The sequence below is a fragment of the Marinomonas algae genome (genome assembly GCF_047525555.1).
In the GTDB taxonomy this organism is placed as follows: Bacteria; Pseudomonadota; Gammaproteobacteria; order Pseudomonadales; family Marinomonadaceae; genus Marinomonas.
The window spans coordinates 208,839-222,735 of sequence record NZ_JBLIXK010000003.1 but is presented as its reverse complement, the minus strand read 5'-3'; the positions used below and the strand labels follow the sequence as shown (position 1 = coordinate 222,735).

The following is a 13,897-nucleotide window of genomic DNA, read 5'->3' as shown; positions in this document are numbered from 1 at the left end:
CTAAAAAAAATGCAATTAAAAATTAATTCATCCTACAAACAAAATAAGAAATGAATAAATCCAAAAGGTGCAAATATGAAGAAAAAACTGGTCTACCTCCTTTCAGCAATAACACTAAGCTCCGTTTCACTTCCTGCGTTTTCAGCAGACGCCCCCATTAGATGGAAATTGGCTGAAACCTGGCCTAAAGGTTTGCCAATTTACAGTGAAGGTACGCACGAATTCGCAGAAAGAGTAAAAGAACTTTCCGACGGTCGTTTAATCATCACGATTGATTCAGCGAACAAACATAAAGCGCCTCTGGGCATTTTTGACTTTGTTAAATCAGGTCAATATGAAATGGGACACTCAGCGTCTTATTACTGGAAGGGTAAAGATGTAAACACTTTATTCTTCACAACTATGCCTTTCGGCATGATTACCGCTGAACGTTTTGCTTGGTATTACTATGGCGGCGGTGCAGAGCTTGCACAAAAAGTTTATGGCCAATACGGCATCACTCAATATCCAGGCGGTAATGGCGGCAACCAAATGGGTGGCTGGTTTAAAAAAGAAATTAACAGCCTAGAAGACATTAAAAGTCTGAAAATGCGTATTCCTGGCTTCGCTGGTGAAGTTATGGCGAAAGTTGGTGCAACCGTTGTCAACATTCCACCGGGCGAGCTTTATACAGCACTAGAGCGTAACACGATTGACTCATTAGAGTGGGTTGGGCCTGCGATGGATCTTCGTATGGGCTTCCATAAAATTGCGCCTTACTACTACACTAGTTGGCACGAGCCAGGTTCTGGCTTGCAATACATGGTCAACGACAAAGCGTTTAATGAATTACCGAAAGACCTTCAAAGCATCTTAAAAACAGCAATGAAAGAATCCGCTTTCGAAATTTCAACTCGTATGACCCATGAGCATTCGGAAAACTGGGAAAAGATCAAACAAGAGTATCCGAATATCGAAATCAAAACTTTCCCACCAGAAGTTATGGACGCTTTGAAAGCAGCTAACCAAGAATTGATTGCTGACCTAGAAGCTCAAGGGGGATTAACAGCTGAAATTATTCAGTCCCAACGGGAATATCTACGCAAAGTCAGAAACTGGACCAGTATCTCTGATAAAGCTTATTTGAATAACTAAGTTCAGAAAAAGCCCTAATCTTCATTAGGGCTTTTTATATTGTAATAATGGATCCCTTCATGCTGCAAAAAATAGAAAAAATCATTAACAAAATCATGGATATGGTAGGGTACGTATCGAGTTTTCTACTCATCGCACTTACTTTAATCATTTCTTATAACGTTATTGGCCGTTACGCTTTTAATCGCTCTTCGATTGCTCTGGATGAACTGTCTTGGCATATCTATTCTTCACTTTTTTTACTGGGTATTTCTTACGCCTTAAGAACTGAATCTCACGTTAGAGTCGATATTGTATTTGAGCGTTTATCTTCTCGTACACAAGCCATCATTAACACCCTTGGCTCTTTAGTATTCCTATTTCCGCTTTGTTTAATCACTGTTTATTACGGTTGGCAGTTTATGATGGAATCCTATCTATGGGGTGAACATCCAGACACAGTAACAGGGTGGTTTACACAATTATTCACAACAGGAATTGGAGAAAAAAGCTCTGATCCTGGCGGTCTACTCAATAGATTTCTAATCAAAGGGATGATTCCTTTGTCTTTCCTTTTCTTAATATTAAGTAGCGTGGCATTCCTTATAAAAAATGTCTCAACCTTACTCAACAGACAAAATGAAGCAGCCAATTAAAACGCGCTCTACTGGCTCTATTTTTAAGTATTCAAGGTATTAACATGATCGGAATTTCCATTTTTATTTTAGCGCTAATACTGCTTTTGTTTGGCTTCCCTGTTGCCTTTACATTTGCTGGTGTTGGTATTTTATTTGTGGTTTTGTTTGCAGACCCAAGTCAATTGGCACAAATCCCTTATCGTATCTATGCCAATATGGGTGAAAACGGTGGCGGCACAGTGCTGATGGCCATTCCACTTTTCATTTTCATGGGACTCATTTTACAACGCACCAAACTGGCTGAGCAGTTGCTCGTTTCAATGGGGCGTTTGTTTGGTTCTGTAAGAGGTGGATTAGCCATTTCAACGGTTCTAGTGGGAACATTATTAGCCGCTTCAACTGGTGTAGTTGGTGCCAGCGTTGTCGCAATGGGCTTAATCTCCATGCCTATTATGATGCGTTATGGCTACAACAAAGCATTATCCGCAGGCACCATATGTGCAGCCGGAACATTAGGGCAATTAATCCCGCCTTCTATCGTGCTTATTATTCTAGGAGATGTGCTCAGTATTCCTGTAGGGGATTTATTCCGTGCTGCAGTGAAACCCGGTTTAGTTTTGGTCGGCTGCTATATCGCATACATCGTCATCTTCTGTATTATCAAACCTGATGCAGCCCCTATCATTCCATTGGAAAATGATGATACTTCGCGAAAGAAAGCCTTACTAGATGCCCTATTTGCTGTTATTCCGCCTCTGTTACTGATCCTAGTTGTTTTAGGCTCCATTTTTTATGGCGTAGCAACCGCCACAGAATCTTCTGCTTTAGGCTGTATTGGTGCCGTGGTATTAGCCATTATCTATCGCAAATTTTCTCTACCAATGTTGTTTGAAAGTGCCAACGAGACAGTAAAAATAACCGCTATGGTATTCGCAGTTATTATTGGCGCATCCATCTTCTCCATGGGCTTTTCCTACACAGGCGGAGAAGAAGAAGTCGAGCGTCTATTGCTGAATATACCAGGTGAGAAATGGGGATTCTTAGTTTTCACTATGTTGCTTGTGATGGCGTTAGGCTTTTTCTTAGATTACATAGAAATTTCCTACATTGTCCTGCCTCTTGTGTACGTGGTTGTTGAAGCACTAAATATCAACCCAATCTGGTTTGCTATTTTAGTCGCGATGAACCTACAAACCTCATTCTTAACACCGCCTTTTGGCTTTGCTCTGTTTTATTTAAAAGGCGTCGCCCCGCCAGGTGTTAATACATTTGATATTTATAGAGGCGTTATTCCCTTTATCTTGATTCAAATCGCTGTTGTTGTGTCCTTGCTACTTTTCCCAGAACTATATGGGATCAGCCCAGAAGCACCTAGCTTGTGGTAGATAAATAGACAGTTGGGCTCTTGTTATCAGAACAGGAGCCCACTTACTCATGCATTGAATTCTAAATTCCAAAAAATAAAAGATCAGCCATGGTGATCAAGAAGCCATTCTTTTATCACTTAGCCATTCGAACAGCACATCATCTTTCTCTCAAAGTTTGAACAATAATCGAGAATTCCACATTTCATGACTATTAAATAGTAAGCAGTCGAAGGATAATCGTTACATTAACTAACAATAATTTAAGGAAGAGTATGTTTGATCAGGTTGTCAGTATTTTGTTTCCAATACTAGGATTAGCATTCGCAGGCTTATGTGTAGGACGTTGGATTAAGCCGGACTTCCGACCTATCAATCGAGTGAATATGGACGTTTTTGTCCCTGCACTGACCTTCTCTTCTCTTGTTGTCATGCCGCTTGATATAAGCCAAATACCTCTATTAAGCGCCTCACTTTTCGCCGTTATCATTCCGGGTGTATTGATGATACCGGTCTGCTACTTTCTAAAGATCAGATACAAGGTATGGGCGCCACCATTGATGTTTCGAAACAGTGGGAATTTAGCAATTCCTCTGTTCACGTATGCTTTTGGACAAACGGCTGTCGCGCCCGCCGTTATGTTATTTGTCGTGTCATCTTGTCTTCACTTCAGTCTTGGCTTAGCCATTGTTAGCAAAGGCATTTCGCTTTTACAGCTCATTCGCATGCCAATTTTTGTCTCCGCTGTTTTGGCTCTGACACTCAACCTGATCGGCGTGGGAATTTGGGAACCTTTACTGAATGCAACCACTTTACTAGGACAAGCCGCCATTCCTATTATGCTTGTGTCTTTGGGCGCTCAAATGTGCAATATGCGCTTGAGTGGACTAAAGACAGGTCTAATGTGTACCGGATTATCTCTGGTGACGGGCGGCATCTCATTTGGATTAATTTACCTGTTTATCCCGCTCTCTACGCTACACCTGCAAATGATGCTACTTTTCACCCTTTTCCCACCAGCCGTACTCAACTACATGCTGGCAGAGCGTTTTGATTTAGAGCCTGAACGCGTCGCGTCCATGGTGTTATTCAGTAACTTTTTTTGCGTTGTGACCTTGCCCATAATGCTCTCCATTGCCCTATCTCTAGAATAAAGATTTTAGCTTTCACCCAAACTCAGCCTTTCCGTAGGTCACGATAAGGAAGGAACGACCATAATCTGACACTGAAAACGACGCTTCCATTCCCTCAAAATCACCTCAATAGTAGGTCGCACTTTAGTGCGACAAATTGCTTTAATTTTAGATTCGGCCAATTCCTTGCTCGTTTACACTAGCCAAATCACCAAGGGTCGAACCCCTTTTCTATCTGCAAAACTTGTAATCAATAAAAAAACAATTGAAAAGGGCTTTGACCCTACTTAGCAAAATACATACTGGTAAATCTACTTAGCTCAAGCTACATTAACGTCATAACGGAATAGAAAGACAGTGACTAGCGGACAGTTAACCCCTCCAAAAAACCCTTCTTTTTATTCCTTGAAACATAACGCACACACTTGTTTTTTCTATTTTAGAATTTTATGAATAACTTTATAAAACACTGGAAATTCAGTTGGTTATAAAGATATCTAGAGTGTTTTAAAAAAGTATAGATGCGCATGCGCACTATGAAAAATGTTAGCTGCCTCAGAGTGTAGAAATAAATAATTATGACAAGTACTCTTGATTTTATTAAAAAGGACTTTGGCTCAACGCTATTTCCACTTAAAACCAATTTGATATTAGCGGAAGTTATTGGGGATGAGATAAAAGAATATATCGACAACAAGGTGTTGAGCGATCAGCACGAAGGTGACAATTTTCTTTCTCAGCACAAGGTTTACGCAACCAAACCAAGAGGCCATCTTAGGCGAACAGTTAAGCTTGACCCAGTTTCTGAGTACTTCATTTATGATGTGGTTTACAGAAACAGGGCGATCTTCAGACCTCAGGTAAGTGAGAATAGGCGTAGCTATGGATACAGGTTCTATGAAGGAAATCATATTCCTGTTCATAAATCATACTCTGAATACAAAGCTCATCTTGGCGAAGGGTCAGGTGAGTTTTCGCACAATATACAGTTTGATATTGCTTCCTATTTTAATAGCCTATATCACCATGATTTGACGCACTGGTTTGCATCTAAATCCGGTGTTACTGGTGTTGACAGTAATGCTCTTGGAAAATTTTTTAGAGAAACAAACTCAGGAAGGAGTGTCGACTTTCTACCTCATGGAATATATCCATGCAAAATGATTGGAAATGAATTTTTAAAATTTGTTGATCTTTCGGGACTTTTGAAATCATCTAGAATTGTAAGGTTTATGGACGACTTTACACTCTTTGATAACAACCCCAATGTTCTAAAGCAGGATTTTATTCGTATACAACAGTTGCTTGGAAAGTTTGCACTAAATGTAAACCCTTCAAAAACATATTACGACAACAAAGTTGGTGATATTGAAGCAACGTTAACGAATATTAAGCAATCACTAAAAGAAATAATCACAGATTATGAAGAGTTTCCTACAGCCTCTGGTGTAGCTGTTATTGAAACAGAAGTTGAAATTGAAAATAATCTAAGTCAGGAGCAAATTGATGGGCTAATGATGTTATTGAGAGATGATGACTTAGAAGAATCTGATGCAGATTTAATATTGACTTTTCTTCGTTCTCATAGCGATCGGTTGCTAGAGATTTTCCCAACATTACTCGAAAAATTCCCTAATATAATAAAACACATTTATTCACTTAGTGCTGAGGTTGCTGACAAATCCGAACTAACGAAAATAATCCACACCTTTCTTCACTCGGGCGTCGTTTTATTGGAGTATCAACTTTTTTGGTTGGGAGCAATATTAGAAGACTTTCTTTGCGGCACTGATCTATATGGTGAATGCTTAATAAAAATATACGAACTAACTAGCGAGTTTAAAATTGCTAGAGCAAAAATCCTTGAAATTCCCGAGCAAGGCTTTGGGTTTAAAGAAATCCGCGACGAGCTTTTGAAAACTGGGCAGTCAGATTGGTTGTCTTGGTCATCTGCTATTGGTTCAAGGTCATTGCCCGCAGGAGAGAGAAACTACGTACTTGACTATTTTTCTAAAGGATCACCGATGAATTTCTTGGTGGCATCAGGCGTTAAAAAACTATGACTCAGAAATCTACAGCAGCTAATAAGTCAAAGCACTCGGACGTAGCAAGCTGCGCCGATGTTTGAGTCGTTATATTCAATCGGTACTAACATCATAAATAATGGAAAATTATGGAAGTCGACTCTATAGAAAATTTAAGAGCCACAAGAGATTTACTAAAAGCAAGCGTTAAGGCCATAAAAGTCCGGGAATTTGAAGAAAGAACCTTCGGCCCTGAATCTGAGTATGACGCTCGAGGTGTTGTGGCTGGAGTGGATTCAATTATTACTGATATTGGTGGGTTGCTAAGGGCTCCAAAGCGTTTTCTTCAATGTTCAAATCACTCTGAGAGGGTTACACTAAATAAGCAACTGAGCAATTTAAATCATTACCTTGCCGATGAGGATTTAGCTTCTGCATGTAATCATGTTGAAGCTCTTAAGCCTATTCTCCGCAGTTACGCGATTCGATATACAGATGAAAGGTTTGATGAGTTTGTAGAACGAACAAATGAGTTACAGAAAAAAATCCAATCACTGACCGAGCTGCTGAGCGAATCTAAAGAAGCTCATACGGAGATATTAGAGATAACCAGCACAGCTCAATCATTAAAGGAAGAAATTGAGAGTCAAAATGAAACTCTAACCGAACGACAAGCGGAGTTAGAGAAACTTATTGTTCAATCTGAAGAAACACGAAGCACGATAATTGATAACTTCGAAACGGATAAAGCTAATAGTTCTGAAATTGAAGAGTTATTAACTGAAGTACGATCCCATTCAGAGCTGATTGATAGCTTTAGCAAAAAAATAGCGGCTAGAGAGAACCAGATTGAAAATCAAAGTTCAAAGTCAAAAGAATTTGAGACTACTTTGGTTGATTATACTTCGCAGCAGAAAGATTATCTTACTGAAGCCAAAAATCTCATAAAAACAGCCAAGCAAGCCTTGGAATACAAAACTGCTGAAGGGCTCAGCGCAGCATTTATCGCTCAGCATACCGCTGCGAAAAATCCGTGGGTCATGGGGGCGTGGGTGTTTGGTGCAATGCTATTCCTATTTTCTTCCGTCGCTCTAGGTGTTTGGCTTACCGTAGATCATGATATATCCACGAGCTTAATTTTAGGTCGTATTTCTCTTCTCCCTATTCTTATTGGTGGCTCGATATTTTGCGCTAGCCAGTATGTTAAACAAAAGAAAATTGCTGAAGATTACGCTTATAAAACCGTACTTACTAAATCATTGGTAGGGTTTTCTGAACAGCTATCTTCAGATGAAAATAAGGGAGAAGAGCATACTCTTTATATAAAGACCGTTTTAGCACAATTGTTGGTGGATCCTCAAAGAAAACAAAATCATGGTGAAGCGAGAAAAAAACAAGAAGATAAAGAGGTAGATATAAAAAGTGCCTTAGATAGCCTAAAAGAACTTCCGACAATTGTAGAAAAATTATCCAAAGCCGCTGGTGGGAAGTGAATATAACAAAACAATCAACCGGACTTCGCTAAGCGTGGTTCGCTTTGCTCACAATACCACACTTAGCTTCGCCAGTGTTTGAGGCGTTATCACCCCTTTAATCACAAGCAACACTCTAATGACACTCAAACATTCAAGATGAGTGTCATTAGAGTCGACTGAGTGACAAGGTTAAAAAGACAAGCGACAAAAATATTGGCAGACCTTCATTCCTCAAAAGAGCGGATCCTCAAGAAAAATCCCCTCGATTAAAATCATTAAACGCCTGCAATATTTCCGCTTTGGTGTTCATGACAAATGGGCCACCGCGGGCAACGGGTTCGTTTAATGGTTGTCCGGCTATCAGTAAAAACTGCGCGCCGTCGTTGCCACTTTTTAAAGAGACTTGGTCGCCTTTGGTTAAGACACCTAATTGTCTTGTATTGAGTGTTCGCGTGTCACCTTGAGCATCAGACAGGTTAACGTCGCCTTCAATAACATACAAAAAGGCGTTGTGATCCATTGGTAGCTTTTGTTCGAAGTCTGCATGCGCTGGCAAACGAATGTCCATATACGTTGGGCTGGTATAATGGTTCACCACTGGCCCAAATGTCCCTTGGTTCGTTTCTCCTGCAATGACTCGAATTTCTGTGCCGTTTTCATGGCGCTCGATGGGCGTCGTTTCCGGCGAGTACTCTTGGTACGCAGGTTCGATCATTTTAGCCGACGCAGGAAGATTCACCCAAAGCTGGAAGCCTTTTAATAAGCCTTCTTCTTGCTCTGGCATTTCTGAGTGCAAAATGCCCTTTCCAGCCGTCATCCATTGCACACCGCCCGCTTCAATCACGCCTTCGTTACCGACACTGTCTTTGTGCTTCATACGACCATTCAGTAAATAAGTCACGGTTTCAAAGCCACGATGTGGATGCGTAGGAAAACCGCCTAGGTAATCATTCGGTTCATCACTTTCAAAGCAATCTAATAATAAAAACGGATCCAACATGTCGATCTGCGGCGAACCAAGAATCCGCGTTAATTTTACGCCAGCACCGTCAAAGGCTTTAATGCCTGGGTAGTGTTGTACCAAGCTTCTATTTGTCACAAGTCACTCGCTTTCAGTCTCTCATCTCCTCAAACACCCAATAACATGAAACAGATAGCAATACTTTTCCGCTAAACACTCCGATCTCAGATCAGAGTGTTTGGCTTCTTAAGTATGGCAATTACATCTCGTTATTTGGCCAGTTCAGAGGTCATTGCTTCAATCTGTTGATTGATGGCTTCCTCTTTTTCAGGAGTATATTGATCAGCGTTAATAAATTGCACGTCCTTCACGCCAACGAAGTTTAAACAATGAGTTAACCATGGCGTCAGGAAGTCTTGCTCAGAACCGATTTGTGTTCCGCCAGACGCAATCACAACAAACACTTTTTTGTTTTCCAATAAGCCAACAGGGCCGTTTTCGCTGTAGTAAAACGTCTCTTTTGCGCGACACAAAAGGTCAATAAACGCCTTGAATGAAGCTGGTGCGAAGAAGTTATAAACCGGTACACCCATTACCCAAACGTCAGATTCTTTGGCGGATTCCACAATGCGATTAGAAGGTTCTAAGACCGCTTTTTGCTCGTCGGTTCTGTGCTCATCTGGTGTGAAATAACTGCCCACCATAAGATCGTTTAAGAAAGGCAACCCAGCGCTTACGTCTAAAACGTCGCTTTCTATGGTGGTTTTTTGAGCTAAAGTATCAACAAATTTCTTTGTTAATCGTTTACTCTGTGATTGTTCATTTCTAGCGCTTGAATCGATGTGCCATACTTTCATGTTGCTTTCCTTTATCAGATTCGGTGTGTGTCGTTGCTATATAAAATAAGATAGTAGCCACATTAGCCGTCATTATTTCGTTCTTCCGGTAAATCACTAAGATATTCCACAAATTCCACTTCATAACCATCAGGATCTAAGAAGTAGGCATTCTTTCTAAACTCATTCTTTGCCCCATTTTTATCGACTTCAAAACCAACGTTTTTTAAGCGTGCAATCACAGCATCAAGGTTATGAGTAACAAACGAAAAATGTGCCAGCCCTACTTGGTGACCACTTAAATCGCGATTTTCGCCTACGCCGTGATCACTCAATGCAATATATTGATAGTCATCACCCAAATGCACCCAGTTACGATCAACACCTGACCATTGGCCAACGCCTTTGCTTCTAATACTCCAATGAGGCAGTGCAGCTTGGTAAAAATGTAGAGACGCTTCAATGTCTTTTATCACTAAATTTACATGCTCTAATTTCATTCGATTCTCCCCCTAATTTCATTTCCCATTTTCTTTCTATCCACAAAGAATGATGTCACTATAAAACCTCAAGTTAACCTGAGGTAAAGCGTTTTAATCATTTATTTGGAGTGAATGTGGAACAAAAAGATCTAACTGTCGGTCGAGTGGCGAAAAGGTGTGGAGTGAAAGTATCAACTTTGCATTTTTACGAAGAGAAAGGACTCATCCATAGTTCCCGAAATCAGGGGAATCAACGACGCTATAAAAAGGACGTGCTGCGCCGCGTATCATTAATTAAAGCGGCACAGAAAATGGGAGTCAGTCTAGAAGAGATCAAAAGCGCTTTGGCCACCTTGCCAGAAAATCGAACCCCGACAAATGAAGATTGGGCCTTATTAGCTTCCCATTGGCAACAAGGTCTAAATGAGAGAATACAGTATCTAGAAAATCTTCGAGACCTATTAACAGGCTGCATAGGGTGTGGCTGTTTATCAATGGGAAACTGCCCCATTTACAATGAAAACGACAAATTATCTGAACAAGGCCCAGGGCCCGTTTTACTAGATAAAAAATAACCGAAAAATATCTTCGATATGACAACCTACCTTTTATTTAGTAAGTTAAATGTCATCAATTCAAATTAGTAGAGAAGATAATGCGCCCTAGCACTGAACTAAAAAAGCTGTGTATAGATGACTGGACAGCCGCCTCTAGTCACGATTTTTGCCAAGAATTAGCTAAGGGAACATTGCCTTTAGAAAAGATGAAAGTGTATTTAGTACAGGACTACACCTTCATTGATAATTTTGTAAAACTAGCGGCAAGCGCCATACATCATGCACCGACACTTGCTGACAGATTACCTCTAGCGGCTTTTCTTGGCATCATTGCTGGCCCTGAAAATACCTACTTTCAACGCTCATTTGATACCCTTGGAATAACAACCGAAGAACGCATCAACCCTCAACTATTAGAGCCTTGTGCGAACTTTCAAATGCTGATGGCAAAAGCTGCACAAAGTGGACAATACGCTCATATGATTGCCGTTTTATGTGTCGCTGAGTGGACTTACTTAAGCTGGGCTGACAATTTCAAATCATTGGCAAAAGACCTACCCTTTTACTTTCAAGAATGGATAGACCTACACAGTGGCGACTACTTTGAGTCTGTCGTTGAACATTTGCGTTCTCAACTTGATACCGCATATACCTCAGCATCACACACTGAGAAAGAGTCCATCCAGCAATACTTCCAAGAAGCTGTCCGTTTGGAAAAACAGTTTTTTGATAGCTGCTACCAAACCGTCAAATAAGATGAGTTCGAAGTAGCCCCACTAGGGGCTGAGTTTTCAAGTAGTCATAATACCAAAGCACAGCTTATTATTATCCAAGTCTCTTACATACGCGGAGAAAAACGGCCCACGGGCGTTTGGTTTTCCTTCACAGCGGCCACCTAGTGCAATGGCTTTTTGATGTAAGCGCATGACTTCTTCCTCAGAATCAACACCAAATCCGATCATGGTGCCATTGCCATTCGTCGCTTCTTTTTCATCAAAAGGGATCGCCAACGCAAACGCCATATTGTCATTTTGCCAATAGGTCATTCTGTCTGTGGCAAAGGTTTGCATAAATCCCGTTTGTTCAAATAAAGCATCGTAAAATTGAACGGCTGCAGGCATGTTGTTAGTACCAAGTACGACGTAATTCATGTTCATTTTAAGATTCCTTATCCGTCGAAGTGTCAGAGGTAGAAGCCACAGCAGACGCAAAATATTCCATAATTTCGGCTCTGGTCATTTCTTTAGTTTGGTTCGAAAAGCAATAATAATCAGGACGCTGATCGCTGAAATATTGCATGTCCATTTCAATCTCATTCAGGTCTGAGAAAATCCCAACAGGCATGTTATACGCTCCTGTTTCCTTCAATTGATAAAACAAATGCGTGCCGCAATCCGAGCAGAACCCTCGCGACGCCCAGGCGGACGAATCATAGTGTTTTATGTGATTTTGCCCTTCGATAATCACTTCTGTGCCGCATTGCACGGCAAAGAAAGGCGCTCCGCCCCAGCCGCGACAAGAGTCACAATGGCAAACGGTAAAGTTAGGATTAATCTGATTGGCAGTGATTTGCACAGCACCACATAAACACTGTGCTTTTGCTTTTAACATTAGGCTGTTCCTTATTCAGTGAAAGTGTTCAGATAAACAATTTGAACACTCAGATGTCTTTCGAAATGCATTCTACGAACATCAACTGACAGCCCTATGTCAGGGGTTAAGAGAGGTTTTTTAAAACAAGGGAATTATTCAGCATAACGACGAAAATAGTCTTCCAATGTCATGTCGTGAGGTGTGAAAGTTTCAGTGAGTAGATCGAGCGTTTGTATTCTGTCTAGGCGGAAATTTCTAAAGTCTTGTCGTAAACGACACCAAGCCACAAGAATCCAACCGTTTCTGGTGTTTAATAAGGCAAACGGCTCAATACGTCGGCTTGTTGGTTGAGCGCTTTCATCTTTATAAGCAATATCAACCAGAAAGAAGTTGGTCAGCGCTTGTTGCAAGATAGATAAATTATCGCTGTTTTTTTCTTGTGCCTTCATTTGGCTAAATTGCGTTCGCTCTGAAAGCAGATTCACCTTTGCCTTGTTGTCACTGTTGAGCGAGGCTTTAATTTTATCAATCGCGTCTGAGTAATACTTTACCAGCGAAGCGTCTTTGTTGTGCAGCACCAACTGTTCCACCATAACCAAGGCATTGGCTTCGTTTTCAGTGAACATAATAGGTGGTAAACGATAGCCTTCCACTAATCGATAGCCTTTTCCTTCTTGGGTATAAATCGGCACACCCGAGCTTTCCAAAGCTCGAATGTCTCGATAAATCGTCCTGACGCTGACCGAGAAACGCTCGGCTAATTCAGTCGCTGTCACCAAAGATTTTGTCTGCAACTGCGTCGTAATCGCTGACAACCGAGATAACCGTTTTACATCGCCATTATTCAAAACTTCAGCCCTGTTCGCTTATATTATTAACCACTTCTTTTAATGACAATGTGCCATTAATCGCAGCAGGAAAGCCCGCATACACACTCATTAACAACATAATTTCTCGTATTTCTGTTTCGCTTACACCAATATTTAGCCCTGCCTCTATATGAAACTTAAGTTGTGACTGTGCCGTTCCCATAGCGGTTAATGCGGCAATTGTTGTCATCTCTCGATGTTTAAAGTCTAAAGAGGGTCTTGAGAAAATATCAGCGAAACCGTATTCGATGACAAATTTTGCCATATCAGGTGAAATATCTTTAAAGGTTTGTTCTAAATTATCTACTTGATTGGGGTTGAGCCGACTTAAGTTTTTCGCACCCAATTCATAACGCGTTGAATATTCAGGAATCTGTGATGGTTGAATGCAACCAGCTTCGTCCTTTTTACCTTCTTGCTTACGATCAGCCACAACCTCTTTTAACGCCAACATGCCATTAATTGCACTTGGGAAGCCAGCATAGCCCGACATTTGCAGAATCACTTCTTGTACCTCCGCAATGTTACAGCCCACATTCAACGCTCCGTGAATATGTACTTTTAATTGCGGAGCGGCATTTCCTATAGCGGTTAGCGCGGCCACAACAACTAACTCTTTAGACTTTAGAGCCAACTCTGTTCGGTTATAAATATCACCAAAAGCGTATTCAATTATATATTGAGCCAAATCTGGCGAGATGCTGTTTAAGCTCTCAACTACTTTTTCTCCTGCTTCTTGGTCGATGAGTTTTAAATTGTTTAACCCTGTTTCATAACGTTCATTTAACACTGTCATATTCGCTCCTGTTTCTTCATCCAGCCACAGTAGCGTAATAGTTAGAGTGAACTCTA

At 40.8% G+C, this 13,897-nt stretch carries 15 protein-coding genes; 8 read left to right on the top strand and 7 right to left on the bottom strand.

The window, feature by feature from the left end:
• The first annotated feature begins 75 nt into the window (after nucleotides 1-75).
• The 6 genes from ACMUMQ_RS07305 (at nucleotide 76) to ACMUMQ_RS07280 (ending at nucleotide 7,765) form a co-directional block, all read left to right on the top strand.
• Nucleotides 76-1,134 (top strand): TRAP transporter substrate-binding protein, encoded by a 1,059-nt coding sequence (locus tag ACMUMQ_RS07305; RefSeq protein WP_414681343.1) that lies wholly within the window; start codon nucleotides 76-78, stop codon nucleotides 1,132-1,134.
• A 59-nt stretch (nucleotides 1,135-1,193) separates the two neighbouring features.
• A complete protein-coding gene (locus tag ACMUMQ_RS07300) occupies nucleotides 1,194-1,769 on the top strand; it encodes a TRAP transporter small permease subunit (RefSeq protein WP_317005118.1) in 576 nt (191 codons plus the stop codon).
• Nucleotides 1,770-1,813: 44 nt separating this feature from the next.
• Nucleotides 1,814-3,136 (top strand): TRAP transporter large permease, encoded by a 1,323-nt coding sequence (locus ACMUMQ_RS07295; RefSeq protein WP_317005119.1) that lies wholly within the window; start codon nucleotides 1,814-1,816, stop codon nucleotides 3,134-3,136.
• A 254-nt stretch (nucleotides 3,137-3,390) separates the two neighbouring features.
• A complete protein-coding gene (locus tag ACMUMQ_RS07290; protein WP_414681342.1) occupies nucleotides 3,391-4,269 on the top strand; it encodes an AEC family transporter in 879 nt (292 codons plus the stop codon).
• 557 nt (nucleotides 4,270-4,826) lie between these two features.
• On the top strand, nucleotides 4,827-6,311 hold the full coding sequence (gene drt5, locus ACMUMQ_RS07285) for an antiviral reverse transcriptase Drt5 (protein ID WP_414681341.1): 1,485 nt from the start codon (nucleotides 4,827-4,829) through the stop codon (nucleotides 6,309-6,311).
• A gap of 110 nt (nucleotides 6,312-6,421) precedes the next feature.
• The gene (locus ACMUMQ_RS07280; protein ID WP_414681340.1) at nucleotides 6,422-7,765 is read left to right on the top strand and encodes an AAA family ATPase; all 1,344 of its coding nucleotides are present in this window, start codon (nucleotides 6,422-6,424) and stop codon (nucleotides 7,763-7,765) included.
• Nucleotides 7,766-7,994: 229 nt separating this feature from the next.
• Here the strand turns inward: ACMUMQ_RS07280 and ACMUMQ_RS07275 are convergent, their stop codons facing one another.
• The 3 genes from ACMUMQ_RS07275 to ACMUMQ_RS07265 all read right to left on the bottom strand — a co-directional run bounded on the left by ACMUMQ_RS07275 (nucleotide 7,995) and on the right by ACMUMQ_RS07265 (nucleotide 10,044).
• Nucleotides 7,995-8,846, bottom strand: a complete 852-nt coding sequence (locus ACMUMQ_RS07275; RefSeq protein ID WP_414681339.1) for a pirin family protein — start codon at nucleotides 8,844-8,846, stop codon at nucleotides 7,995-7,997.
• A gap of 131 nt (nucleotides 8,847-8,977) precedes the next feature.
• Nucleotides 8,978-9,565 (bottom strand): FMN-dependent NADH-azoreductase, encoded by a 588-nt coding sequence (locus ACMUMQ_RS07270; RefSeq protein WP_414681338.1) that lies wholly within the window; start codon nucleotides 9,563-9,565, stop codon nucleotides 8,978-8,980.
• Between the two features lie 62 nt (nucleotides 9,566-9,627).
• Nucleotides 9,628-10,044, bottom strand: coding sequence for a VOC family protein (locus ACMUMQ_RS07265; protein WP_414681337.1), 417 nt, complete (start codon nucleotides 10,042-10,044; stop codon nucleotides 9,628-9,630).
• 116 nt (nucleotides 10,045-10,160) lie between these two features.
• On the opposite strand from ACMUMQ_RS07265, the gene soxR reads away from it, so the two are divergent.
• Nucleotides 10,161-10,601: a redox-sensitive transcriptional activator SoxR gene (gene soxR / locus ACMUMQ_RS07260; RefSeq protein ID WP_414681336.1), complete on the top strand. Its 441-nt coding sequence runs from the start codon at nucleotides 10,161-10,163 to the stop codon at nucleotides 10,599-10,601.
• An 80-nt stretch (nucleotides 10,602-10,681) separates the two neighbouring features.
• The gene (locus tag ACMUMQ_RS07255) at nucleotides 10,682-11,338 is read left to right on the top strand and encodes a TenA family protein (RefSeq protein ID WP_414681335.1); all 657 of its coding nucleotides are present in this window, start codon (nucleotides 10,682-10,684) and stop codon (nucleotides 11,336-11,338) included.
• Between the two features lie 36 nt (nucleotides 11,339-11,374).
• On the opposite strand, the gene ACMUMQ_RS07250 is transcribed toward ACMUMQ_RS07255, so the two are convergent.
• From ACMUMQ_RS07250 to ACMUMQ_RS07235, 4 genes are all read right to left on the bottom strand, one after another.
• Complete coding sequence (locus ACMUMQ_RS07250; protein ID WP_414681334.1) at nucleotides 11,375-11,740, bottom strand: VOC family protein; 366 nt, start codon at nucleotides 11,738-11,740, stop codon at nucleotides 11,375-11,377.
• 1 nt (nucleotide 11,741) lies between these two features.
• Nucleotides 11,742-12,194: a GFA family protein gene (locus ACMUMQ_RS07245; protein WP_414681333.1), complete on the bottom strand. Its 453-nt coding sequence runs from the start codon at nucleotides 12,192-12,194 to the stop codon at nucleotides 11,742-11,744.
• Between the two features lie 134 nt (nucleotides 12,195-12,328).
• On the bottom strand, nucleotides 12,329-13,024 hold the full coding sequence (locus ACMUMQ_RS07240) for a helix-turn-helix transcriptional regulator (protein ID WP_414681332.1): 696 nt from the start codon (nucleotides 13,022-13,024) through the stop codon (nucleotides 12,329-12,331).
• Between the two features lie 4 nt (nucleotides 13,025-13,028).
• Nucleotides 13,029-13,841, bottom strand: a complete 813-nt coding sequence (locus ACMUMQ_RS07235; protein ID WP_414681331.1) for a carboxymuconolactone decarboxylase family protein — start codon at nucleotides 13,839-13,841, stop codon at nucleotides 13,029-13,031.
• Nucleotides 13,842-13,897: the final 56 nt, after the last annotated feature.